This window comes from Pseudomonas sp. LBUM1670, assembly GCF_059695695.1.
Map to the genome: position 1 here is coordinate 1,776,968 of NZ_CP166783.1, position 24,604 is coordinate 1,801,571.

General features: G+C 54.5%; 23 protein-coding genes. 22 read left to right on the forward strand and 1 reads right to left on the reverse strand.

Translation table 11 applies throughout. The annotated features are described in order from the left end of the window. Positions 1–70: 70 nt before the first annotated feature. The 12 genes from mtnA (at position 71) to ACA073_RS08220 (ending at position 14,759) form a co-directional block, all read left to right on the forward strand. A complete protein-coding gene (gene mtnA, locus ACA073_RS08165; RefSeq protein ID WP_497402834.1) occupies positions 71–1,147 on the forward strand; it encodes an S-methyl-5-thioribose-1-phosphate isomerase in 1,077 nt (358 codons plus the stop codon). A gap of 436 nt (positions 1,148–1,583) precedes the next feature. Then, positions 1,584–4,238 carry a DNA gyrase subunit A gene (gene gyrA / locus ACA073_RS08170; protein WP_497402835.1) on the forward strand — a complete coding sequence of 885 codons (2,655 nt, stop codon included), beginning with the start codon at positions 1,584–1,586 and terminating at the stop codon, positions 4,236–4,238. Positions 4,239–4,466: 228 nt separating this feature from the next. After that, positions 4,467–5,552 (forward strand): 3-phosphoserine/phosphohydroxythreonine transaminase, encoded by a 1,086-nt coding sequence (serC, locus tag ACA073_RS08175; RefSeq protein ID WP_497402836.1) that lies wholly within the window; start codon positions 4,467–4,469, stop codon positions 5,550–5,552. Then, complete coding sequence (gene pheA / locus ACA073_RS08180; RefSeq protein WP_007899727.1) at positions 5,552–6,646, forward strand: prephenate dehydratase; 1,095 nt, start codon at positions 5,552–5,554, stop codon at positions 6,644–6,646. Before serC ends, pheA begins: the two co-directional genes overlap by 1 nt. A 10-nt stretch (positions 6,647–6,656) precedes the next feature. Next, positions 6,657–7,769 carry a histidinol-phosphate transaminase gene (gene hisC, locus ACA073_RS08185; protein ID WP_497402837.1) on the forward strand — a complete coding sequence of 371 codons (1,113 nt, stop codon included), beginning with the start codon at positions 6,657–6,659 and terminating at the stop codon, positions 7,767–7,769. Between the two features lie 28 nt (positions 7,770–7,797). Further along, positions 7,798–10,005 (forward strand): bifunctional prephenate dehydrogenase/3-phosphoshikimate 1-carboxyvinyltransferase, encoded by a 2,208-nt coding sequence (locus ACA073_RS08190; RefSeq protein ID WP_497404009.1) that lies wholly within the window; start codon positions 7,798–7,800, stop codon positions 10,003–10,005. Then, on the forward strand, positions 10,002–10,691 hold the full coding sequence (cmk, locus tag ACA073_RS08195) for a (d)CMP kinase (RefSeq protein ID WP_084322379.1): 690 nt from the start codon (positions 10,002–10,004) through the stop codon (positions 10,689–10,691). The genes ACA073_RS08190 and cmk overlap by 4 nt, the downstream gene beginning before the upstream one ends. Before the next feature lie 120 nt (positions 10,692–10,811). Then, positions 10,812–12,506 carry a 30S ribosomal protein S1 gene (rpsA, locus tag ACA073_RS08200; protein WP_461951209.1) on the forward strand — a complete coding sequence of 565 codons (1,695 nt, stop codon included), beginning with the start codon at positions 10,812–10,814 and terminating at the stop codon, positions 12,504–12,506. Positions 12,507–12,643: 137 nt separating this feature from the next. Continuing rightward, entirely contained in the window at positions 12,644–12,925 is a 282-nt protein-coding gene (locus ACA073_RS08205) for a hypothetical protein (protein ID WP_497402838.1), read from the forward strand. A gap of 146 nt (positions 12,926–13,071) precedes the next feature. Further along, the gene (gene ihfB, locus ACA073_RS08210) at positions 13,072–13,374 is read left to right on the forward strand and encodes an integration host factor subunit beta (protein WP_497404011.1); all 303 of its coding nucleotides are present in this window, start codon (positions 13,072–13,074) and stop codon (positions 13,372–13,374) included. Positions 13,375–13,400: 26 nt separating this feature from the next. After that, positions 13,401–13,625: a lipopolysaccharide assembly protein LapA domain-containing protein gene (locus ACA073_RS08215; protein ID WP_497402839.1), complete on the forward strand. Its 225-nt coding sequence runs from the start codon at positions 13,401–13,403 to the stop codon at positions 13,623–13,625. A gap of 45 nt (positions 13,626–13,670) precedes the next feature. Continuing rightward, positions 13,671–14,759 (forward strand): Wzz/FepE/Etk N-terminal domain-containing protein, encoded by a 1,089-nt coding sequence (locus tag ACA073_RS08220; RefSeq protein ID WP_497402840.1) that lies wholly within the window; start codon positions 13,671–13,673, stop codon positions 14,757–14,759. A 37-nt stretch (positions 14,760–14,796) separates the two neighbouring features. Here ACA073_RS08220 and ACA073_RS08225 read toward each other — a convergent pair whose 3' ends face one another. Continuing rightward, a complete protein-coding gene (locus ACA073_RS08225) occupies positions 14,797–15,141 on the reverse strand; it encodes a hypothetical protein (RefSeq protein WP_497402841.1) in 345 nt (114 codons plus the stop codon). A gap of 176 nt (positions 15,142–15,317) precedes the next feature. Between ACA073_RS08225 and rfaH the strand changes: the two genes are divergently transcribed. The 10 genes from rfaH to ACA073_RS08275 all read left to right on the forward strand — a co-directional run bounded on the left by rfaH (position 15,318) and on the right by ACA073_RS08275 (position 24,589). After that, positions 15,318–15,857 carry a transcription/translation regulatory transformer protein RfaH gene (rfaH, locus tag ACA073_RS08230; RefSeq protein ID WP_497402842.1) on the forward strand — a complete coding sequence of 180 codons (540 nt, stop codon included), beginning with the start codon at positions 15,318–15,320 and terminating at the stop codon, positions 15,855–15,857. A 297-nt stretch (positions 15,858–16,154) separates the two neighbouring features. Further along, on the forward strand, positions 16,155–17,468 hold the full coding sequence (gene wbpA, locus ACA073_RS08235; protein ID WP_497402843.1) for a UDP-N-acetyl-D-glucosamine 6-dehydrogenase: 1,314 nt from the start codon (positions 16,155–16,157) through the stop codon (positions 17,466–17,468). A 19-nt stretch (positions 17,469–17,487) separates the two neighbouring features. Next, positions 17,488–18,438, forward strand: a complete 951-nt coding sequence (gene wbpB / locus ACA073_RS08240; protein ID WP_497402844.1) for a UDP-N-acetyl-2-amino-2-deoxy-D-glucuronate oxidase — start codon at positions 17,488–17,490, stop codon at positions 18,436–18,438. A 7-nt stretch (positions 18,439–18,445) separates the two neighbouring features. Further along, positions 18,446–19,027 carry an acyltransferase gene (locus tag ACA073_RS08245; protein WP_497402845.1) on the forward strand — a complete coding sequence of 194 codons (582 nt, stop codon included), beginning with the start codon at positions 18,446–18,448 and terminating at the stop codon, positions 19,025–19,027. Continuing rightward, positions 19,024–20,154, forward strand: coding sequence for a DegT/DnrJ/EryC1/StrS family aminotransferase (locus tag ACA073_RS08250; protein WP_497402846.1), 1,131 nt, complete (start codon positions 19,024–19,026; stop codon positions 20,152–20,154). Before ACA073_RS08245 ends, ACA073_RS08250 begins: the two co-directional genes overlap by 4 nt. After that, positions 20,151–21,443 carry a lipopolysaccharide biosynthesis protein gene (locus ACA073_RS08255; RefSeq protein WP_497402847.1) on the forward strand — a complete coding sequence of 431 codons (1,293 nt, stop codon included), beginning with the start codon at positions 20,151–20,153 and terminating at the stop codon, positions 21,441–21,443. The genes ACA073_RS08250 and ACA073_RS08255 overlap by 4 nt, the downstream gene beginning before the upstream one ends. Next, complete coding sequence (locus tag ACA073_RS08260; RefSeq protein WP_497402848.1) at positions 21,440–21,961, forward strand: acyltransferase; 522 nt, start codon at positions 21,440–21,442, stop codon at positions 21,959–21,961. The genes ACA073_RS08255 and ACA073_RS08260 overlap by 4 nt, the downstream gene beginning before the upstream one ends. A gap of 48 nt (positions 21,962–22,009) precedes the next feature. After that, positions 22,010–22,759, forward strand: coding sequence for an imidazole glycerol phosphate synthase subunit HisF (gene hisF, locus ACA073_RS08265; RefSeq protein WP_497402849.1), 750 nt, complete (start codon positions 22,010–22,012; stop codon positions 22,757–22,759). Next, a complete protein-coding gene (gene hisH, locus ACA073_RS08270; RefSeq protein WP_497402850.1) occupies positions 22,756–23,364 on the forward strand; it encodes an imidazole glycerol phosphate synthase subunit HisH in 609 nt (202 codons plus the stop codon). Before hisF ends, hisH begins: the two co-directional genes overlap by 4 nt. A gap of 7 nt (positions 23,365–23,371) precedes the next feature. Beyond that, entirely contained in the window at positions 23,372–24,589 is a 1,218-nt protein-coding gene (locus tag ACA073_RS08275) for an N-acetyl sugar amidotransferase (RefSeq protein WP_497402851.1), read from the forward strand. The last annotated feature ends 15 nt before the right edge of the window (positions 24,590–24,604 follow it).

The window sequence follows — 24,604 nt, forward strand, 5'->3', positions numbered from 1 at the left end:
AGTATACCCGAGCGTCTTCGCGGGGGGATCGCTATAATCGGCCGCTTTGTTACTGAGTACGGGGTGTGGAATGCGCGATCGACTGTTGGCTGCGGAGAAGGTGAAGGCCATCGATTGGTGTGATGGTGCCCTGTACTTGCTGGATCAGCGTATTTTGCCGTTCGAGGAAACCTGGATTGCCTACACCAGCGCTGCTGGCGTGGCCGAGGCCATTCGTTCGATGGTGGTGCGTGGCGCGCCGGCGATTGGCATCAGTGCCGCGTATGCCATGGTGCTGGCAGCCCGCGCCCGGATTGCCGAGGGCGGTGACTGGCAAGCAGCGTGGGAAGAGGATTACGCATTGCTGGCCGATTCCCGTCCAACGGCGGTGAATCTGTTCTGGGCCTTGAGTCGCATGCGTGACCGCCTTGATCGTCTCAAGGGCGATGCCGACCCTGTGGCGGCGCTGGAGGCGGAGGCCATCGCCATTCATGAAAGTGATCGCGAAGCCAACCTGACCATGGCGCAGTTGGGTGTGGACCTGATCCGCAAGCATCAGGGCAACGCGCAGGCGATCCTGACCCACTGCAACACCGGCGCGCTGGCAACCGGCGGTTTCGGTACGGCGCTGGGCGTCATTCGCGGGGCGTTCATCGAAGGCATGGTCGAGCGCGTTTATGCCGACGAAACCCGTCCATGGTTGCAAGGTTCGCGACTGACCGCGTGGGAGCTGGCCAACGAAGGCATCCCCGTGACGCTCAATGCCGACTCCGCCGCCGCCCATATCATGAAGACCAAAGGCATTACCTGGGTCATCGTCGGCGCCGACCGGATCACCGCCAATGGCGATGTGGCCAACAAGATCGGTACTTATCAACTGGCGGTGAACGCCATGCACCACGGCGTGCGCTTCATGGTGGTGGCGCCGAGTTCCACCATCGACATGAACCTGGCCAGTGGCGACGACATTCCGATTGAAGAGCGTGACGGTCGCGAGTTGCTGGAAGTGGGCGGCAAGCGGGTCGGGGCGGATGTCGATGCGTTCAACCCGGTGTTCGATGTGACGCCGGCGGATTTGATCGACGCGATCGTCACGGAAAAAGGCATCGTTGAGCGTCCGGATACGGCGAAGATGGCGCAGTTGATGTGCCGTAAGCGGTTGCATTAAAGATACTTGGCGCCTGCTAGATAGCCTTCGCGAGCAAGCCCGCTCCCACCTTCGACCGTATCTGGCTGGAGAGCTCGGTCAACTGTGGGAGAGGGCTTGCTCGCGAAGAGGCCCTGAAAGTCAATCCAAAAGGCCGATTCAGACTCGAATTCTCCATTCAACGCGGCTCTAAGCCTCTCTCGTCCCCTATCAGCCTGCCACCAGTCAACTAACTACACTCCATGCGCATCTGGGGGATAGGTGCGTGGCGGCTCTTGTGATAACATTCGGCGGTTTCCAAGGTAGCCCGATGTGGCTGCCTTCACTGCGCAGATCCATGGCATAACTCGTTGATTTGTCGTAAGTCGGTGCATTGGCACTCAGCCTGCACCGGCGAGCTTCGTTCGTCCCATATGGATGTGACGAAGTTTCACCAGAAAAAGGAATCAGGCTTCTCATGGGCGAACTGGCCAAAGAAATCCTCCCGGTCAATATCGAAGACGAGCTGAAGCAGTCCTACCTCGACTACGCGATGAGCGTAATTGTCGGGCGGGCACTGCCGGATGCGCGCGATGGCTTGAAGCCCGTGCACCGGCGTGTGCTGTTCGCGATGAGCGAGCTGGGCAACGACTTCAACAAGCCGTACAAGAAATCTGCCCGTGTTGTCGGTGACGTGATCGGTAAGTATCACCCGCACGGTGATACCGCGGTGTACGACACCATCGTTCGGATGGCGCAGCCATTCTCGCTGCGCTACCTGCTGGTAGACGGTCAGGGCAACTTCGGTTCGGTGGACGGCGACAACGCCGCGGCCATGCGATACACCGAAGTGCGCATGACCAAGCTGGCGCACGAGCTGCTGGCTGACCTGCACAAAGAAACCGTGGACTGGGTGCCGAACTACGACGGCACCGAAATGATCCCGGCGGTCATGCCGACCCGTATTCCCAACCTGCTGGTCAACGGCTCCAGCGGTATCGCCGTGGGCATGGCGACCAACATCCCGCCGCACAACCTCGGTGAAGTCATCGACGGTTGCCTGGCCCTCATCGACAACCCCGAGTTGACCATCGATGAGCTGATGCAATACATCCCCGGCCCGGACTTCCCGACCGCCGCGATCATCAACGGTCGCGCCGGCATCATCGAAGCCTACCGCACCGGTCGCGGCCGCATTTACATGCGCGCCCGCTCGATGATCGAAGACATCGACAAGGTCGGTGGCCGTCAGCAGATCGTCATCACCGAACTTCCTTACCAGCTGAACAAGGCCCGTCTGATCGAGAAGATCGCCGAGCTGGTCAAAGAGAAGAAGCTTGAAGGCATCACCGAACTGCGCGACGAGTCCGACAAGGACGGTATGCGCGTTGTGATCGAGCTGCGTCGTGGCGAAGTGCCTGAGGTGATCCTCAACAACCTCTACGCCCAGACCCAGCTGCAAGCGGTATTCGGTATCAACATCGTTGCGCTGATCGACGGCCGTCCGCGGATCCTCAACCTCAAGGACCTGCTGGAAGCCTTCGTTCGTCACCGTCGCGAAGTCGTTACCCGTCGTACCGTGTTCGAACTGCGTAAAGCCCGCGAACGTGGCCACATTCTGGAAGGCCAGGCGGTTGCCCTGTCGAACATCGACCCGGTGATCGCGCTGATCAAGGCCTCGCCAACCCCGTCGGAAGCCAAGGAAGCGCTGATCAGCACGCCGTGGGAATCTTCCGCCGTGGTCGCGATGGTCGAGCGTGCCGGTGCCGATTCGTGCCGTCCGGAAAACCTCGATCCGCAATACGGTCTGCGCGAAGGCAAGTACTTCCTGTCGCCGGAACAGGCGCAAGCCATTCTGGAGCTGCGTCTGCACCGTCTGACCGGTCTGGAACACGAAAAGCTGCTGGCCGAGTATCAAGAGATCCTCAACCAGATCGGCGAGCTGATCCGCATCCTCAACAGCGCCACGCGCCTGATGGAAGTGATCCGCGAAGAGCTGGAAGTGATCCGCGCCGAATACGGCGATGTGCGTCGCACCGAGATTCTCGATGCCCGTCTCGACCTGACCCTGGGTGACATGATCCCGGAAGAAGAGCGCGTCGTGACCATTTCCCACGGTGGCTACGCCAAGACCCAGCCATTGGCTGCGTACCAGGCCCAGCGTCGTGGCGGTAAAGGCAAATCGGCTACCGGCGTCAAGGATGAGGACTACATCGCTCACCTGCTGGTCGCCAACAGCCACACCACGCTGTTGCTGTTCTCCAGCAAAGGCAAAGTGTACTGGCTGAAAACCTACGAAATCCCGGAAGCGTCCCGCGCTGCCCGTGGTCGTCCGTTGGTCAACCTGCTGCCGCTGGACAGTGATGAATACATCACCACCATGCTGCCGGTCGAGGAATACACCGAAGGTCACTTCATCTTCATGGCCACTGCCAAAGGCACCGTGAAGAAGACCCCGCTGGAATCCTTCAGCCGTCAGCGCAGCGTCGGTTTGATCGCGCTGGAACTGGATGAAGGTGACGTCCTGATTTCTGCCGCCATTACCGATGGCGATCGCGAAGTCATGCTGTTCTCCGACGGTGGCAAGGTGACTCGCTTCAAGGAAACCGACGTTCGCGCCATGGGCCGTACCGCTCGCGGTGTCCGCGGTATGCGTCTGCCGGAAGGCCAGAAGCTGATTTCCATGCTGATCCCGGAAGAAGGCAGCCAGATCCTCACTGCTTCGGCCCGTGGTTTCGGCAAGCGTACGGCGATCACCGAGTTCCCTGAGTACAAGCGTGGCGGTCAGGGCGTTATCGCCATGGTCAGCAACGACCGTAACGGCCGTCTGGTCGGCGCGGTTCAGGTGCTCGACGGCGAGGAAATCATGCTGATTTCCGACCAGGGCACTTTGGTTCGTACCCGTGTCGACGAAGTCTCCAGTCTGGGTCGTAACACCCAGGGCGTGACCCTGATCAAGCTGGCCAGCGATGAAACGCTGGTAGGCCTGGAGCGGGTTCAGGAGCCATCGGAAGTCGAAGGTGAAGAGCTGGAAGGTGAAGAAGGTGCGGTGTTTGACGGCGAAGTCGTGATCGACGACGTTGCTGAAGACCAGCAGCTCGACGCCGCCGCTGACGAAGAACCGCAAGAGTAAGCGGGCAAACAGGGGGCGGATGAAAATTCGCCCCCTTGTTGTTTGTCCGAACGGAAATATCGACACCCACGAAGATCAAATGTGGGAGCGGGCTTGCTCGCGAAAGCGGAGTATCAGGCGACATATTTGCTGAATGTCAGCCCGTCTTCGCGAGCAAGCCCGCTCCCACATTGGCCGATGTGTTGAATCAAGATTTTATGTGGTCACTAAATCAGAGCGAGATTGGATGTGAGCAAGAGAGCCTATAACTTCTGTGCCGGTCCTGCGGCACTTCCCGAAGCTGTCCTGCAGCGCGCCCAGGGTGAACTCCTTGATTGGCACGGCAAGGGCCTCTCGGTCATGGAAATGAGCCATCGCAGTGATGAGTTCGTGTCCATCGCGACCAAGGCCGAGCAGGATCTGCGTGATCTGCTGAATATCCCGTCGAACTATAAAGTGCTGTTTCTGCAAGGTGGCGCGAGCCAGCAATTTGCTCAGATTCCTCTGAACCTGTTGCCGGAAAGCGGCACTGCCGACTATATCGACACCGGTATCTGGTCGCAAAAAGCCATCGAAGAAGCCTCGCGCTATGGTCACGTCAATGTGGCTGCCACCGCCAAGCCTTACGACTATTTCGCGATTCCCGGTCAGAACGAATGGAAGCTGTCGAAAGACGCGGCCTACGTTCACTACGCACCGAACGAAACCATCGGCGGCCTGGAATTCCAGTGGATTCCGGAAACCGGTGATGTTCCGCTGGTCGCCGACATGTCCTCGGACATTCTCTCGCGCCCGATCGATGTTTCGCGCTTCGGCATGATCTACGCCGGCGCCCAGAAAAACATCGGCCCGAGCGGCATCGTCGTCAACATCGTTCGCGAAGACTTGCTGGGCCATGCTCGCTCGCTGTGCCCGACCATGCTCAACTACAAGGTCGCGGCCGATAACGACTCGATGTACAACACTCCGCCAACCCTGGCCTGGTACCTGTCCGGCCTGGTGTTCGAGTGGCTGAAGGAGCAGGGCGGTGTCGAAGCCATCGGCAAGCTCAACGAAGTGAAACAGCGCACGCTGTACGACTTCATCGATGCCAGCGGCCTCTACAGCAACCCGATCAACAAGTCCGATCGCTCGTGGATGAACGTGCCGTTCCGTCTGGCTGACGACCGTCTGGACAAGCCATTCCTGGCCGGTGCTGACGAGCGTGGCCTGCTGAACCTCAAGGGTCACCGTTCCGTGGGCGGCATGCGCGCCTCCATCTATAACGCCGTCGACATCGTTGCGGTCAACGCACTGATTTCGTACATGGCAGAGTTCGAGAAGGAACACGGCTAATGTCTGAGCAAGAACTCAAGGCACTGCGCCTGCGCATTGATGCCCTGGACGAAAAAGTCCTGGAGCTGATCAGTGAGCGCGCACGCTGCGCCCAGGAAGTTGCGCGAGTAAAGATGGCCTCGCTGGCCGAAGGCGAAGTGCCGGTGTTCTATCGTCCTGAACGCGAAGCTCAGGTGCTCAAACGCGTGATGGAGCGCAACCAGGGCCCGCTGGGCAACGAAGAGATGGCGCGGTTGTTCCGCGAAATCATGTCGTCGTGCCTGGCCCTCGAGCAGCCGCTTAAAGTGGCTTACCTCGGCCCTGAAGGCACCTTCACCCAAGCGGCGGCCATGAAACACTTCGGTCACGCCGTGATCAGCAAGCCGATGGCGGCGATCGACGAAGTGTTCCGCGAAGTGGCGGCCGGTGCGGTGAACTTTGGCGTGGTTCCGGTGGAAAACTCCACCGAGGGCGCGGTCAACCATACCCTCGACAGCTTCCTTGAACACGACATGGTCATCTGTGGCGAAGTCGAGTTGCGGATCCACCATCACCTGCTGGTCGGTGAAAACACCAAGACCGACAGCATCAGCCGCATTTATTCCCACGCCCAGTCGCTGGCCCAGTGCCGCAAATGGCTGGATGCACACTACCCGAATGTCGAGCGCGTGGCGGTTTCGAGCAACGCCGAAGCGGCGAAGCGGGTCAAGGGTGAGTGGAACTCGGCGGCAATTGCCGGTGACATGGCCGCAGGTTTGTACGGGCTGACCCGTCTGGCCGAGAAAATCGAGGATCGCCCGGACAACTCCACGCGATTCCTGATGATCGGTAGCCAGGAAGTGCCGCCGACCGGCGACGACAAGACCTCGATCATCGTGTCGATGAGCAACAAGCCTGGTGCGCTTCACGAGTTGCTGGTGCCGTTCCACGACAATGGCATCGACCTGACGCGAATCGAGACGCGTCCTTCGCGCAGCGGTAAATGGACCTACGTGTTCTTCATCGATTTCGTCGGCCACCACCGCGATCCGCTGGTAAAAGGTGTGCTGGAAAAAATCAGTCAGGAAGCAGTGGCACTTAAAGTGTTGGGTTCCTACCCGAAAGCCGTTCTCTAAGGGGTAGCAAATGAGTGGCAACTTCCTCGCTCTGGCACAGCCGGGCGTGCAACAACTTTCGCCTTACGTGCCGGGCAAGCCCGTGGACGAACTGGCACGCGAGCTGAATATCGATCCGGCCAGCATCGTCAAACTGGCGAGCAACGAAAACCCGTTGGGCGCCAGTCCGAAGGCGCTGGCGGCGATTCGTGAAGAGCTGGCCGAACTGACCCGTTATCCGGATGGCAACGGTTTTGCGCTCAAGACCCTGCTGGCCGATCAATGCCGCGTCGAGCTGAATCAGGTGACGCTGGGCAATGGCTCCAACGACATTCTGGAACTGGTCGCTCGCGCTTACCTGGCGCCGGGCCTGAGCGCGGTGTTCAGCGAGCATGCGTTTGCGGTCTATCCGATCGTCACTCAAGCCGTCGGCGCTACGGCCAAAGTGATTCCGGCCAAAGACTGGGGCCATGATCTGTCGGCCATGCTGGCTGCAATCGACGCCGATACCCGCGTGGTCTTCATCGCCAACCCGAACAACCCGACCGGGACCTGGTTTAGCGCCGAAGCGCTCGACGAATTCCTGCAGGACGTTCCGGAACACGTGCTGGTGGTGCTGGACGAGGCCTACATCGAGTACGCCGAAGGCAGCGACTTGCCGGATGGCCTCGACTTTTTGGCCGCGTACCCGAACCTGCTGGTCTCGCGCACCTTCTCCAAGGCCTACGGTCTGGCGGCGCTGCGGGTCGGTTATGGCTTGTCCACCGCTGTAGTTGCCGATGTGCTGAATCGCGTGCGTCAGCCGTTCAACGTCAACAGCCTGGCTCTGGCCGCTGCCTGCGCCGCGTTACAGGACACCGAGTACCTGGCTGAAAGCCGTCGCCTGAACGAAGCCGGCATGCAGCAGCTCGAAGCGGGTTTCCGTGAGCTGGGGCTGAGCTGGATTCCGTCCAAGGGCAACTTCATCTGCGTCGATCTCGGTCGTGTTGCTTTGCCGGTCTTCCAGGGCTTGCTTCGCGAAGGCGTGATCGTGCGTCCGGTGGCCAACTACGGCATGCCGAACCACCTGCGCATCACCATCGGCCTGCCGACGGAAAACAGCCGCTTCCTTGAGGCGCTGACCAAGGTTCTGGCTCGTGGTTGATGTCACTGCTCTGCAATCTGCTGAACCTATGATCGGTCGCCTGGTGGTGGTCGGTCTGGGGTTGATCGGCGGTTCGTTCGCCAAGGGTTTGCGTGAAAGCGGCCTGTGCCGCGAAGTGGTCGGTGTCGATCTCGACCCGCAGTCGCGCAAGCTCGCGGTTGAGTTGGGTGTAGTCGATCGCTGCGAAGAAGACCTGACGGTCGCTTGTCAGGGCGCGGACGTGATTCAGCTGGCCGTGCCGATCCTTGCCATGGAAAAAATGCTCGGCCGCTTGGCCGGCATGGACCTTGGGAAAGCGATTCTCACCGACGTCGGCAGCGCCAAGGGCAACGTCGTGCGCGCCGCGACCGAAGCGTTTGGCGGCATGCCAGCGCGTTTCGTGCCGGGCCATCCGATTGCCGGTTCCGAACAGAGCGGGGTGGAGGCTTCCAATGCCGAGCTGTTCCGTCGCCATAAAGTGATTCTTACACCGCTGGATCAAACCGATCCGGCTGCGCTGGCAGTGGTCGACCGTTTGTGGCGCGAATTGGGCGCCGATGTCGAGCACATGCAGGTCGAGCGCCACGACGAAGTGTTGGCGGCGACCAGCCATTTACCGCACTTGCTGGCGTTCGGATTGGTCGATTCACTGGCCAAGCGCAATGAAAACCTTGAGATCTTCCGTTACGCTGCCGGCGGTTTTCGCGATTTCACAAGAATCGCGGGGAGCGACCCGGTCATGTGGCACGACATCTTCCTCGCCAACCGCGAAGCTGTCCTGCGCACACTCGATACATTTCGCAGCGACCTCGACGCCTTGCGCGACGCGGTCGATGCAGGGGATGGGCATCAATTGCTGGGCGTGTTCACACGCGCCCGGGTTGCCCGCGAGCATTTCAGTAAAATCCTGGCCCGCCGGGCCTATGTGGACGCTATGAACTCCAACGACCTGATTTTCCTGGCACAACCTGGTGGCCGCCTGACTGGGCGGATTCGTGTACCGGGCGATAAATCGATTTCCCACCGTTCGATCATGCTCGGCTCCCTGGCTGAAGGCGTCACCGAAGTCGAAGGCTTCCTCGAAGGCGAAGATGCTCTGGCGACCTTGCAGGCCTTCCGTGACATGGGTGTCGTGATCGAAGGTCCGCACCATGGGCGCGTGACCATCCACGGCGTCGGCCTGCATGGCCTGAAGCCTGCACCGGGCCCGATCTATCTGGGTAACTCCGGCACCTCGATGCGTCTGCTGTCCGGCTTGTTGGCTGCGCAGAACTTCGACAGCACCCTGACGGGTGACGCCTCGCTGTCCAAGCGTCCAATGAATCGCGTGGCCAATCCGCTGCGTGAAATGGGCGCCGTGATCGAGACCGCTGCAGAAGGCCGTCCGCCGATGACCATTCGTGGCGGCAACAAGCTCAAGGGCCTGACCTACACCATGCCAATGGCCAGCGCCCAGGTTAAATCCTGCCTGCTGCTGGCGGGTCTGTACGCCGATGGCAAGACCACCGTCACCGAGCCTGCGCCAACCCGCGACCACACCGAGCGCATGCTGCGAGGCTTCGGCTACCCGGTCAGCGTCAACGGCGCAACGGCGTCGGTTGAGTCCGGGCACAAGCTGACCGCGACCCACATTGAAGTACCGGGCGATATTTCGTCTTCCGCGTTCTTCCTGGTGGCGGCGTCGATCGCCGAAGGTTCGGAGCTGGTGCTCGAACACGTCGGCATCAATCCGACCCGTACCGGCGTAATCGACATCCTGCGTCTGATGGGGGCTGACATCACCCTGGAAAACCAGCGCGAAGTCGGCGGCGAGCCGGTAGCGGACCTGCGCGTACGTGCCGCTAAACTCAAGGGCATCGAGATTCCCGAAGCGCTGGTGCCGCTGGCCATCGACGAATTCCCGGTGCTGTTCGTGGCGGCGGCGTGTGCCGAAGGGCGCACCATCCTGCGCGGTGCAGAAGAGCTGCGAGTCAAAGAGTCGGACCGAATCCAGGTCATGGCCGATGGCTTGCTGGCACTGGGCGTCAAATGCGAACCGACCCCGGATGGCATCATCATCGACGGCGGCCAGATCGGCGGCGGCGAAGTGCACGGTCACGGCGATCACCGGATTGCCATGGCCTTCAGCGTTGCTTCGCTGCGCGCCACTGCACCGATCCGCATCCATGATTGCGCCAACGTCGCGACTTCGTTCCCGAACTTCCTGGCGCTGTGCGCTCAGGTCGGTATCCGTGTTGCACAAGAGGCTCAGTCGTGAATATCAAGCCACCGGTCATTACCATCGACGGCCCGAGCGGATCGGGCAAAGGCACTATCGCCGGGATTCTGGCCAAGCGCCTGGGCTGGTGCCTGCTGGATTCCGGTGCGCTGTACCGTCTGCTGGCATTTGCCGCGCGCAACCACGGCGTGGATCTGACTAATGAAGAGTCGCTGAAACTGCTCGCGGCTCATCTGGACGTGCAGTTCGTCGGAGCGACCGAAGGTCATCCGCAGCGCATCATCCTCGAAGGTGACGATGTCACTGATGATTTGCGCAACGAGCAAGTGGGCGCGTGGGCCTCGCAAGTGGCCGCCTTGCCGGCCGTGCGCGACGCTCTGCTGCAGCGTCAGCGGGCATTTCAGGAAGCGCCGGGCCTGGTCGCCGATGGCCGCGACATGGGCACCGTGGTTTTCCCCGACGCGCCGCTGAAGATATTCCTCACAGCCAGTGCCGAGGAGCGTGCGCGCCGTCGATACTTGCAGTTGAAGGGCAAAGTCGATGGTGTTAGTCTGTCGAGTCTGCTAGATGAGATACGTGTCCGCGACGAGCGTGACACCCAGCGAGCGGTAGCCCCGCTCAAACCGGCGGCTGACGCCATCCAGCTGGATTCCACGGAATTATCCATCGATCAGGTGCTGGAACGCATCATGAGCGAGATCGCCATTCGCGATATCGCCGGGTGACCAAGAAGCTTCGCAGGGGACCAGTCATAGTCCTGTGGCGCTTCTTTTAATTGAAACTAACCCACATCGTCTGGGATGTGGAGATGGGCGTATTCTTCGCCCTCATCAACAGGAATTAAAATGAGCGAAAGCTTTGCGGAACTCTTTGAAGAAAGCCTAAAAACCCTGAACCTTCAGGCAGGCTCCATCATCACCGGTGTTATCGTTGATATCGATTACCAGGCTCGCTGGGTAACCGTTCACGCTGGCCTGAAGTCTGAAGCACTCATCCCGCTTGAGCAGTTCTACAACGACGCTGGCGAGCTGAACATCAACGTTGGTGACGAAGTTCACGTAGCGCTGGATTCGGTTGAAGACGGCTTTGGTGAAACCAAGCTGTCCCGTGAAAAAGCCAAGCGCGCTGAATGCTGGATTGTTCTGGAAGCTGCCTTCGCAGCCGAGGAAGTGGTCAAGGGCGTTATCAACGGTAAGGTTAAAGGCGGCTTCACTGTCGACGTTAACGGCATCCGTGCGTTCCTGCCAGGTTCCCTGGTTGACGTCCGTCCTGTGCGCGATACTACGCACCTGGAAGGCAAAGAGCTGGAATTCAAGGTCATCAAACTCGACCAGAAACGCAACAACGTTGTCGTTTCCCGTCGCAGCGTCCTCGAAGCCGAGAACTCCGCCGAGCGTGAAGCTCTGTTGGAATCCCTGCAGGAAGGTCAACAAGTCAAAGGTATCGTCAAAAACCTCACCGATTACGGCGCATTCGTCGATCTGGGTGGCGTCGATGGCCTGTTGCACATTACCGACATGGCTTGGAAGCGTATCAAGCATCCTTCCGAAATCGTCAACGTTGGCGACGAGATCGATGTCAAGGTTCTGAAGTACGATCGCGAACGCAATCGTGTTTCCCTGGGCCTCAAGCAACTGGGCGAAGATCCATGGGTTGCTATCAAAGCCCGTTACCCAGAAAGCACTCGCGTTACCGCTCGTGTAACCAACCTGACCGACTACGGCTGCTTCGCTGAGCTGGAAGAAGGCGTTGAAGGTCTGGTACACGTTTCCGAAATGGACTGGACCAACAAGAACATCCACCCTTCGAAAGTCGTACAAGTCGGCGACGAAGTGGAAGTTATGGTTCTGGACATCGACGAAGAGCGTCGTCGTATCTCCCTCGGCATCAAGCAGTGCAAATCTAACCCATGGGAAGATTTCTCTGGCCAGTTCAACAAGGGCGATAAAATCTCCGGCACCATCAAGTCGATCACCGATTTCGGTATCTTCATTGGTCTGGACGGCGGCATCGACGGTCTGGTTCACCTGTCCGACATCTCCTGGAACGAAGTGGGCGAAGAAGCCGTTCGCCGCTTCAAGAAGGGCGACGAGCTGGACACCGTTATCCTGTCGGTTGACCCAGAGCGCGAGCGCATCTCCCTGGGTATCAAGCAACTGGAAAGCGATCCGTTCTCCGAGTACGTTCAAGAGAACGACAAAGGCGCAATCGTTAAAGGCATCGTGAAAGAAGTTGACGCTAAAGGCGCCATCATCACTCTGGCCGACGATATCGAAGCGACTCTGAAAGCCTCCGAAATCAGCCGTGACCGCGTTGAAGACGCGCGTAACGTTCTGAAAGAAGGCGAAGAAGTAGAAGCCAAGATCATCAGCGTTGACCGTAAGAGCCGTGTAATCCAGCTCTCCATCAAGTCGAAAGACGTTGAAGAAGAGAAAGAAGCAATCCAAAGCCTGCGCGACAAGCCAGCTTCGGATGCTCCTGCTGCTGGTCCTACCACTCTGGGCGACCTGTTGCGTGCACAAATGGAAAAGCAGAACTAAGTTCTGTCAGACCATAGAAAAAGGGCGACTTCGGTCGCCCTTTTTTGTGCCTGCGATTTGGCGGGTCGTATGGCAAATGCGTTGAAACCAATCGTGGTAATAAGCTGTCACTTTCTTTAACAGGATCAATCGCTTATTTGCAGCTAGTCTTTAGGCGTAAGCGCACGACAGTCGGGCATGGCGCTCGGAATGCCAGCGCAAAGATCCACGCGGTGCGTGGAGTGAGTGATATCGAGGTGGATTGTTCCGGGCTGTGGTCGGGATGGGAGAAATGTAAAAAGCGCGCCGCCAAAGAATGCAAGGACGCAGGCTGCAAGGTGGTGACGAGAGCCGACAAAGCCAAAGACGAAGATAAATATCCTTTTGGCTTCAACCCTGCAGGCTGTCTGGCGCGCACCATGTTGGTGATCTGCAGGTGAGTACTTCAAGGCGCAGTTTATGCGGGCCTTTAACTGGGAGGTTGTTGAGGAGCTGATTTGTCAAAACTCGGGCTGTTCAAATTTCTTCGGGCATGCTAAAACCTTTGAAGCGCTTTTCCTAGATGCTTGAAAAAGAAGGGAAAAATATGACGAAGTCGGAGTTGATCGAACGAATTGTCACCCATCAAGGCCTGCTCTCATCGAAGGATGTGGAACTGGCAATCAAGACTATGCTTGAACAGATGTCCCAGTGTTTGGCTACCGGGGATCGGATTGAGATACGTGGGTTTGGGAGTTTCTCGCTGCACTATCGTGCGCCGCGGGTGGGACGTAATCCGAAAACCGGTCAGTCGGTGAGCCTGGATGGGAAGTTTGTTCCGCATTTCAAACCAGGGAAGGAGTTGCGGGATCGGGTGAACGAAGATGAGGAAGCTCATGATGAGCTTTAGCGTCTTTGTTGGACTGGAGGTCTCCTTTGCGTAATTTCAAGCGTACGATCCTTGCTACGTTGTTCTTGTTCGCTGGGCTTATCGTTGTTCTGTTTTTGCTTGAAAATCGGCAAGCTGTATCTTTGTATTTCTTGGGTTGGGCTGCTCCCGAGCTACCAGTATCGGCTCTTGTAGTGCTGGCACTATTGCTAGGTATGCTAATCAGTCCGTTATTGGTGTGGTTTGCAAGGGCTCGCGGTCGTCACGGTTAAGTGTCTGACTCTTCGGCTAGACTGATTGAAGACAAGAGTGCTTATATGTTGAAAACTCGTTCTGATTTGCGAAGCGAAGACGAAATTGATCTTGTTGTCCTTGTCAAGGATTTGTGGTCGCAGAAGTTTGTAATCATCGCTGTGGCAATGTTGGTGGCGGCGTTGGCTTATGCATACGCTTACGTATCCATAGCCGAACCGACTTATGAGGCAAAACTTTATATTCTGCCACCTACTCAATACGGAATAGCCGGGTTTAACGCAGGGCGAAGTGAGCGTGAGTCTGGCTTTAAGCCCTTTACGGTTAATGATGTATACACTGCATTCAAATGGAATCTGGAGGGAGACTCCTTCCGTCAAGAGTTTTTTAAAGATTTATATCTGCCGTCTTTGTCTGAAGCTTCGCGGGCCGAGCCTACAGATCAACTTTATAAAGATTTCTCACAGGCGATCATAATCGGCGCAGATAAGGTAAATCCTGCTCGCTACTCTGTCACTTTCCAAAATCAGGACTCGGAAAAAGCTGCGAAATGGGTTAAAGCTTATGTGGCGCGCGCCAATGAAGTGTCCAAAGCAGAAATGATTTTGAGCGTCACGCAGGAGGCCTCAGTCCGAGCGCATGATATTGAGAAAAGAGTCGAAAGATTGCGCGAAGTTGCCCGACTCGCGCGCGAGGACCGGATTTATCAGCTGCGTGAGGCGTTGCGTATTGCTGAATCCATTGGATTGACGAGTCCCCAGGAGCCCCCAAGTACGCTGTTAGCAGTGGAGGGAGGCGGAGATGAAGCATTGGCTTATCGTCGTGGTAGCAAGGCACTGAAGGCGGAGATTGATGTGTTGCTGGGTCGAGCGTCCGATGATGCATTCATCTCGGATTTGCGAAAACTACAATCCCGGCATGATTATTTAAATACACTGACTATTGATCCTGGGAGTGTGTCGGTTAGTCGTCAGGATGGTAATATCGAAGCGTCGACTGATCCAATAAAAACCAAAAAGAAATTTATAGTGCTGGCGGGCATTTTAGCTGGTTTGATACTAGGTGTGCTGATTGCGCTTATTCGAATTTTCTTCCTCCGGCCTATAGTCGTGCAAGAGTTGATGGTGCGGGAAGGCGAGCGCGGACCGGTATAGTGCCTTGACTGTACTGAAGGCTGTAACAATGTTCTATTCAATGAATGCCCCACTGGATGCGCATATTTTTTTGTGCCAACAGCTGGGCATTTTTTTTTGCCTGGATTTTTAGGCTGTGTATTTTCAATTGTTTTATACCAACGACACTGGGTGGTTGAAAACTGCCATGGTGTCTTTTTACCGGGTGCGGACTGCATTGAGAAGGTGTGATGGGAGGTGCTTGTCTTCGCCAGTAAACGGCTCGTCCTGGCGGGGGTTGGGCTTCGTATCCGCCTTGAAGAACGGTCTGTCGGAAATGCAACTCAGCCTTTTCAGGCCGCAGGAGAAAAGTGGTTTGATGGGGGGCAAATATCTGAAAGCCATCCTCGGCGATAGCAGGCATAATATGAGCTTTGCAGGTTCAGGGTGCAGACGAATTGATCCTGTTCCCGCACATGGCGCATCAGGAGGATGCATGCAGCAGAACACGACCTTGGTTTGCCGATGGGCAGGAAAGGTATCCACTGCCATGATTGCCTCGCCTGAGCTTGTTTTGGGAGTCTTAGGGTGGGCCACCGAATGAATGGAGAGAAGGATTGTGCTCATTCTGCCTCTACTGCCAGCGTCCAACTGTATCAAGCCCGGAGTTGGTATCTGGTGCAATGTAAGCCCAGGCAGGACAAGCGTGCAGAGGAGCATCTGACTCGTCAGGGTTACGTTTGCGTCCGCCCTACCTTTATTCAGCAGACGCTTGTCGGAGGGCGCCTGCATAAGAGTATCGATTCGCTTTTTCCTGGATATTTGTTCATTCAGCTCAGTGCAGAGTGTAGCTGGGCTCCTTTGCGTTCAACGCGCGGAGTCAGTCACATCGTTGGTTTTGGCGGGAAACCGGTTGCCGTCGCCGATGAGCTGGTTTGGCAATCGCAGCAAAGGGCAGATGGGCTCGAAATACCTTTGTTCATGGCTGGAGAAACTGTTCGGGTCGTTGGCGGTGGCTTTGCCGAGATGGACGCCATCTTTAAGGAGATGGACGGCGAAAGGAGGGTTATTTTGTTGATCAGTATGCTTAACCGACAGCAGTGCGTCAGTGTGCCTCTGGCAACTGTTGCCAGGCACTAGAGAAATAGCGACGACCTTCGCCACGGTCGCCACGATGGTTGTGATGTTCGTTTTGAGGAAGCAGACGCTAAATCCTGGGGCGGTAGCGTGCCTGAACAAAGGTTGCGTTGTTGAGGTGCTCCGCGGTTGATCTCGCTATGCGTTCGTATGCGAATCTACCGTCTCGGAGCGTGCACTGGATCCAGTGGAGGCCGTGCGAGATTGGATCTTCGTCAATTCTGGCGAACGTAGGGCGGTTATGCTGACTCAAGTGTGTTTGATTGCTAACTAAGATGAAAATTAAAGGAGTTGTGTTTGATGTCAGGCTTAAAGCAGGCGAGCGTCGCTAAGTTCAAGAAAAAAGAGGCCATCATCGGTATTGTGGGCCTCGGCTACGTGGGTCTGCCTTTGATGCTGCGTTACAACGCAATCGGATTCAAAGTTCTGGGTATCGATATTGATGCTTTCAAGGTCGACGCATTGAATTCGGGAAAAAGCTACATTGAGCATATTCCTGGCGAAAAAATTGCACTCGCTTGCGAAAGTGGCTTTGAGGCCACTACTGATTTCAAGCGAGTTACCGAGTGCGATGCCCTCATCCTGTGTGTGCCTACGCCGCTTAATAAATATCGTGAACCTGACATGAGTTTTGTGGTGAATACCACTGACGCGATCAAGCCCTTTTTGCGCGCAGGTCAGATTGTCTCTCTGGAAAGCACTACCTATCCAGGGACAACTGAAGAAGAGCTTCTCCCTCGCATCCAGGAAGGTGGATTGTGTGCAGGTGAAGATATTTTTCTCGTTTACTCTCCCGAGCGAGAGGATCCAGGCAATCCCAATTTCGAAACCCGTACGATTCCTAAAGTGATCGGTGGTCATACTCCGGCCTGTCTTGAAGTAGGCGTGGCCCTGTATGAGCATGCTATCGACAGAATAGTGTCGGTGAGTTCCACCAAGGCGGCGGAAATGACCAAGCTTCTGGAGAATATCCATCGCGCGGTGAACATCGGCCTTGTTAACGAAATGAAGGTCGTCGCGGATCGAATGGGGATAGATATCTTCGAAGTTGTTGATGCTGCTGCCACCAAACCTTTCGGCTTTACTGCGTATTACCCAGGTCCCGGACTCGGTGGCCATTGCATACCAATCGATCCGTTCTATCTCACCTGGAAGGCGCGAGAGTACGGTTTGCATACCCGCTTTATCGAGTTGTCCGGCGAGGTCAACAAGGCTATGCCGGAGTACGTCATGGGTAAACTCATGGACGGTCTGAACGATGGTGGAAAGGCACTAAAAGGCAGCAAGGTTCTGGTTCTTGGTATCGCATACAAGAAGAACGTTGATGACATGCGGGAGTCGCCTTCGGTTGAGATCATGGAACTGATCGAAGCTAAAGGTGGTGTCGTCGCCTATAGTGATCCGCACGTTCCGGTTTTTCCTAAAATGCGTGAACACCATTTCGATCTCGAGAGCGTAGAGCTGTCTGCGAGTAATTTGGCTTCTTTCGACGCGATAGTATTGGCCACGGATCATGACAAATTTGATTATGAACTGATTCGTCAGCATTCAAAGTTGTTGGTCGATACACGCGGCAAGTATCGTGCTGCAGAAGCCCATATCATTAAAGCCTAAATCCGACGGAGTTATATTCTTGAAACGTTTTGCCCTGATCGGTGCGGCCGGTTATATAGCACCACGCCATATGCGCGCTATCAAGGATACCGGTAACGAATTGGTGTCCGCCTACGACATTAATGACTCCGTCGGTATCATCGACAGCATTTCACCGCAAAGTGAGTTTTTTACCGAGTTTGAAAGATTTTACGAGCACGCTTGGCAGCTGAAGTGCGAAGCTGCCAGTGCGTTGCAATACGTATCGATCTGTTCGCCAAATTATTTACATGCCTCTCATATCGCTGCCGGACTACGGCTGGGGTGCGATGTTATTTGTGAAAAACCATTGGTTCCCACAGTAGCGATCCTGGAAAATCTCGCGCTGATCGAAAAAGAAACCGGGAAGCGGGTCTATAATATTCTTCAACTTCGTCACCATCAGGCTATCCTGGCGCTGAAAAACAAAGTTGCGCATGAAGCTAGCGAGCACAAATATGATGTTGAGCTGACATACATCACTTCTCGGGGGAAGTGGTATATGGAAAGCTGGAAGGGCGATCCTCGTAAATCTTTTGGTGTAGCCACGAACATAGGCGTGCACTTCTATGACATGCTTCATTTTATCTTCGGCAAACTTCAACGCAATGTAGTGCATTTCACCAGCGAATATAAAGCTGCCGGATATCTGGAGTACGAGAAGGCTCGCGTGCGCTGGTTCCTCTCAATTGATGCCAACGATCTGCCTGACGCAGTGAAAGGTAAAAAGCCAACGTACCGTTCGATTACGGTCAACGGTGAGGAGATGGAGTTTTCGGAAGGTTTCACCGACCTCCATACCATCAGCTACCAGGAAATACTGGCCGGCCGTGGGTACGGGCTGGAAGATGCCCGCCACTGCGTTGAAACAGTAGAAGTCATTCGCTCTTCTGAAATCAGCAGCGCCCGTGACAATGAAGGCCATCCCTTTCTCGCAACCCTGAGCCGATGAGACCGCTATGAGCTACCAGGTGCATCCTTCCGCAATTGTTGACGAGGGCGCGCAGATCGGGAGTGGATCGCGCGTATGGCATTTTGTACATGTTTGCGCCGATGCTCGCATCGGCAGTGACTGTTCGTTAGGTCAAAATGTATTTGTGGGTAACCGCGTAGTTATCGGAAATAACGTGAAAATACAGAACAACGTCTCTGTGTATGACAACGTTATTCTTGAAGATGACGTTTTCTGTGGCCCAAGCATGGTGTTCACCAACGTCTATAATCCGCGCAGCGCTGTGTCACGCAAAGACGAGTATCGTGACACCCTTGTCAGGAAAGGAGCGACACTGGGGGCAAACTGCACAGTCGTTTGCGGTGTGAAAATCGGTGAGTACGCCTTTATAGCCGCGGGCGCCGTGGTCAATCGTGATGTCAAGCCATACTCCCTTGTCGCTGGTGTCCCGGCGAAGCAGATTGGCTGGATGAGTCAGCAGGGTGAGCGTATTCCGCTTCAACTCGCGGGGGAAGGTGAGTACACCTGTCCGCACACAGCGCAGCGATATAAGTTAGTGGGTGATGATTTGGAGTGTCTTGGCGCATGAATATTCCTTTTATCGATTTAAAGACTCAGTATGAGACTTTAAAGTCGGAGATTCAGCATCGTATAAATAATGTACTTGAGCACGGTCAGTATATTATGGGGCCTGAAGTTGCGGAGCTTGAATCGCGGCTTGCCGCTTATACCGGCGCCAAGCACTGCATTACAGTTTCAAGTGGTACTGATGCATTACTCATAAGCCTGATGGCTCTTGGAGTGGGGCCGGATGACGAGGTCATCACAACCCCGTTTACTTTTGCGGCGACTGCAGAAGTCATTGTGCTCTTGGGCGCGAAACCAGTATTTGTCGACATAGATCCATCCACGTGCAACATCGATGCAGGCAAGTTAGAAGCGGCGATAACTTCCAAAACCCGGGCAATCATGCCGGTGAGTCTATATGGTCAGCCATCGGATATGGATGAGATCAATGCGATCGCCGTCCGCCATGGGAATATTCCCGTAATCGAAGACGCGGCGCAGAGTTTTGGAGCCGATTACAAAGGTCGCAAAAGCTGTAACTTATCGTCTATTGGCTGTACCAGCTTCTTTCCAAGCAAACCTTTGGGGTGTTATGGAGACGGAGGTGCAATTTTCACATCGGATGATGCCATTGCCCAAGCGTGTCGAGAAATTCGCGTGCATGGCCAGAGCAAACGGTATTGGCATACCCGTGTCGGGTTGGGTGGACGTATGGACACGCTGCAGTGTGCCATCGTTCTTGCGAAGCTTGAGCGTTTTGACTGGGAAGTTTCGCAGCGCATAGAAATTGGCGCTAGCTATAACCGGATGATGGATGACCTGGGCGTGAAAAGGGTTCTGCAAAAAGCTGATCGCACCAGCATGTTCGCCCAATATACGGTGATGGTGGATGATCGTGAATATCTACAGGAAGCTTTGCGCAAGCAAGGAATACCGACGGCAGTTCACTATCCGGTCCCGCTGAACGAGCAACCTGTTTACCGCCGCTTTGGTTCTGCGCTGGACACTCCGGTTTCCAGTGCTATCGCCACTCAAGTCATGAGTCTTCCCATGAGTGCAGATGCCTCTCCAATTCTCGCGCATGTAGCTTCAGGTTTTCACAATGCATTGAAAAATGCATTGGACGCGCCAGTAAGTGAGAGTGAATGAATATAAGATTGTTCGGCAATGCTGGTATTTTCCTAGGCGCAAATATCGTTAACGCCGGCATACCTTTTCTACTGCTGCCATTTTTGACGCGCGCTCTGACCCCTTCGGATTATGGTGTCGTTGCCATGTTCGGTGTCATGGTGAATCTCTTTGGAACCCTGACTGGTTTGAGCGTCCACGGTGCGATAGGCGTGCGTTATTTTGAGTTGGAGAGGGCTGCATTAGCGCGTTATGTAGGCGCGTGTGTCAGTATTCTATTCGTCAGCACGGCTGTAGTGCTTTCACTGGTCGGGGTGTTTGGCTCGTGGCTGGAGGGGCCAAGCAATTTACCCTATGAGTGGCTTCTCGTAGCGGTTTTGGTTTCAGGACTGCAATTCCTGATAAATATCAAACTCACGTTCTGGCAAGTCGGTGGAGCCGCGAAGCAGTACGGGATTTTCCAAGTGTCGCAAGGTCTGATGAATGCAGGGTTCTCTCTGCTTTTCATCTTCGGTTTTTTGATGACATGGGAAGGGAGAGCCCTGGGGCAGGTTGTAGCTACAGCGATTTTTGGAGGCTTGGCTTTATTTTTGCTCTTTTTAAATAAAGAGATTAGCCGCCCCCGGGCTGAAGACAAACAGGTTGCAGATGCCCTCCAATTTGGTGTGCCCCTTATCCCACATGTCATTGGTGGTTTGGTGATGGTGGTGGCAGACCGTTTCATTGTTGGCAATATGTTAGGTGTGCAGGCCGTGGGTATCTACACGCTTGCATTGCAGTTTGGCATGGTCATGGGTCTGGTTGCTGACGCTTTCGTCAAGGTCTATGGGCCATGGTTGTATGCCAAGTTAAAACAGAATACTGACGACGCGCGGTTAGAGGTGGTCGGGGTAACTTACATTGTGTGGTTCGCTTTTCTAATAATGGCCATTGTGGCGAACTTTTTTTGCCAACTATTTTTTCTTGATGTCGTGGGTGAAGAGTTTGCGGCAGCGCAGGAAATTATTGTCTGGTTTTTCTTGGGACAGACTTTCAAAGGGATGTACTTCTCGGTTGCAGGATTCTTTTTCTTTTCTTCGCGCACGAGTAGCGTCTCTTTAATAACAGTCTGCACAGGCGTATTTTCTATCATCGCAACCATAGCTTTTGTCAAGCTTTTTGGGCTGAAAGGGGCTGCGATGGCATATGCCTTGTCCGAGGGGATATTGTTTTTATTCGCGTGGTTGCTTTCCCGGCGTATTCATACAATGCCGTGGTTTGAGGTGCTTCCGTCCCTTACATTGGTTGTTCGACGAGGTTTTGCGAAATGAGGCTTTCTCTTTTACGAATTATTTCAAGAGGGCTGATTTTCATTCGCTCCTTGGGTTGGAAGATCACGTACGCCACATACCGTGATAAGTATCGATTGAATGAGTCCTTCAGGTTCAATGGCTTTCAAATCCAGTTTTACGGTGAAGGCCGGATTGAGGTTGGCGCGGACAGTTACATCGGTGATCTGTCCTCCGTCCAGGCAGCAAGCGGCTGTGTCGTGAAAATTGGCACAGGTTGCCAGATCTCCCATAATGTAAGAATTTACACACACTCGAAGGTCGCTGATGCGGATTTTTCTCAACCCCATGTGCCAGTGAAGCAGGGGGATGTGGTAATCGGTGATTTTTGCTGGGTGGGGGCGAATGTATTTATCAATCCTGATGTGACGATAGGAAGAAATTCGGTAGTCGGTGCGAACTCTGTTGTCACCAAAGATATTCCGTCAGATGAAATCTGGGGCGGAGTGCCGGCAAGGCTGATCAGAAGAAAAAAGTCTCATGAAATACGCAAGCTTTGAATAACTTTAAAAATTTTTAAATCATTAGTAAATTTTTGAGAGTGATTTATGCGAATAATTGCAAAGCTGGATGTCAAGCCGCCGCAGGTTGTGAAGCCGGTTCACTTTGAAGGATTGCGCAAAATAGGAAATCCTGGTGATCTCGCCTCTAAGTACTATGAGCAAGGCGCGGATGAAATTTCCTATATAGATATAGTAGCTAGTCTATATAGGCGCGAGATTTTGTATAACTTCATTTCTGAAACGGCAAAGCGGATTCTCGTCCCCTTCGCGGTAGGCGGTGGAGTACGCAGCACCGAGGACTTCTCAAAACTTTTCCACCATGGCGCGGATAAGGTCATCATTAACACTGGGGCTCACGAGAACCCTTCAATAATTGATGGTGCCGCAAAAATTTTTGGTGGGCAGTCGGTTGTCGTCAATATCGAGGCCAAATCTCTGCCCGACGGCAGCTGGACCTGCTATACCGACTGCGGCCGAATTCCTACTGGCCGAAATGTCGTCGAGTGGGCCAAAGAGGTGGAATCCCGTGGAGCGGGCGAAATTTTCCTGCAGTCAGTTGATTGTGATGGACGCCAGCGCGGATTCGATATCGATTTGATTAAAGCTGTAGTGGATTCAGTGAATATTCCAGTTGTTGCGGCCAGTGGTGCCGGGACGCTGGCAGACATCCTCGAAGTGGCGCAACTGGGTGGGCCGAGCGGAATTGCGTTGGCTTCAGTGCTCCATTATGAAAAAACCACGATTAGCGATGTTAAACGATTCTTGATTGAACACGGTGTGGAGGTGGCGTTATGAGTCAGCAGATTGGAGTGGTTGACTACGGCGCTGCGGGTAACGTGTTCAGTATCGTCAGGGCACTTGAGTGTGCAGGCGCTAGCACAAAGGTGATCAAGCATCCTCAGGATCTGGTGGGTGTTGATAAGTTGGTGATTCCCGGAGTCGGCAGCTTTGTCGATGGAATGCGAGAGCTTACGGCTTCTGGTATGTCAGAGGCGATTGTCAAGTACTCGGAAGCGGGTCGCCCTTTACTTGGTATTTGCCTGGGCATGCAAGTGCTCAGTAAGGTGGGTTTCGAATACGGTGAGACCGCTGGGCTTGGACTGATGCTTGGCGAAGTCAGACAGATGCAGTGCAAAGGCGTTGTGCCTCATATGGGTTTCAATACTTTGTCGGTCATCGATGACTCTCCTTTGTTGAAGGGCGTCACCGATAAGGATCTATTCTATTTTATGCATTCGTTCGAAGTACAAAAGTATACCGATGTCATTGCACTGACGACGTATGCAGAGCATCAGTTCGTCTCTGGTGTGCAGCGTGAGAATATTTTTGGCTTGCAGTTCCATCCGGAAAAAAGTCGCCAAGCCGGTATTCTTGTTTTTGAAAACTTCTTAGCTCTGTGAGTCCGGGATGAAAAATCAAGAGTCGTTTGGACGCTACGGTCTTCCGTTAAAAATCCAATTCTGCAAAAAATGCGCAATGAACAATCAGCGGCCGTCTTCGACTGTTGAGTTCAAGAATCAGCCTGGCGAGATCAAGAAGGCGATTTTCTTCGACGAGCATGGTGTTTGCGATGCCTGCAACTTCGCAGAGAAGAAGAAAAGTATTGACTGGATTGAGCGCGAGCGCGAATTACGGGAACTTTGTGATCGCCACCGTCGAAATGACGGTCGTTACGACGTTGTAGTGCCGGGGAGTGGCGGCAAGGACAGTGTCATGGCTGCTCATGTCCTTAAGTTCAAATACAACATGAACCCTATCTTGGTGACCTGGCCGCCTGCCATTTACACAGAAATTGGCCGTCGTAATTTCGATGCCTGGATCAACGCGGGTTTTGCCAACTATACCTACCACCAAAACAAGAAGGTCCATCGCACCCTGACGCGCCTGGCCTTCGAAAAACTTTGCCATCCTTTTCAGCCATTTATTCTAGGACAGAAAAATCTGGCGCCGAAAATGTCCGCCCAGCTCGGAATACCGCTGGTGGTATTTGGGGAGAATGAGGCCGAGTATGGCAATGCGATCCTGGACAATGATAAACCTGAACGCGATCCGAAATATTACACTGCCGAAAATCAACTGAGTGAACTTTATCTTGGTGGAGTCAGCGCCAAACAGTTGATGGAAGAATACAAGTTTACCGCAGCTGATCTAGAGGCATATCTGCCGGTAGACCCGTATAAAATTCAGAGTGTTGGCACCGAAGTTCATTACTTGGGTTACTACATGAAATGGCACCCTCAGGAAACTTACTATTTCTCGGTGGAAAACTCCGACTTCATGCCGAATGATTTTAGGACCGAGGGCAGCTTCAGCAAATATAGCTCTCTGGATGACATGATCGATTGGTTGCACTACTACACGACTTATACAAAGTTTGGTATTGGTCGTGCAACTTACGACGCTGCTCAAGAAATTCGCAATGGAGATATCACCCGCGACGAGGGCATATCGCTGATCAAACGTTTCGACGGTGAGTTTCCGGAAATCTATCAGAAGCAGTGTCTTGAATATATGGGTATTACTGAACAGCGCTTCGCTGATGTCATTGAAGAATTCAGAACACCACATCTTTGGGAAGACACCGCGACAGGTTGGGCCTTGAGAAAACCCATCTGGAAGGCTTGATTTCATATTAAAAGA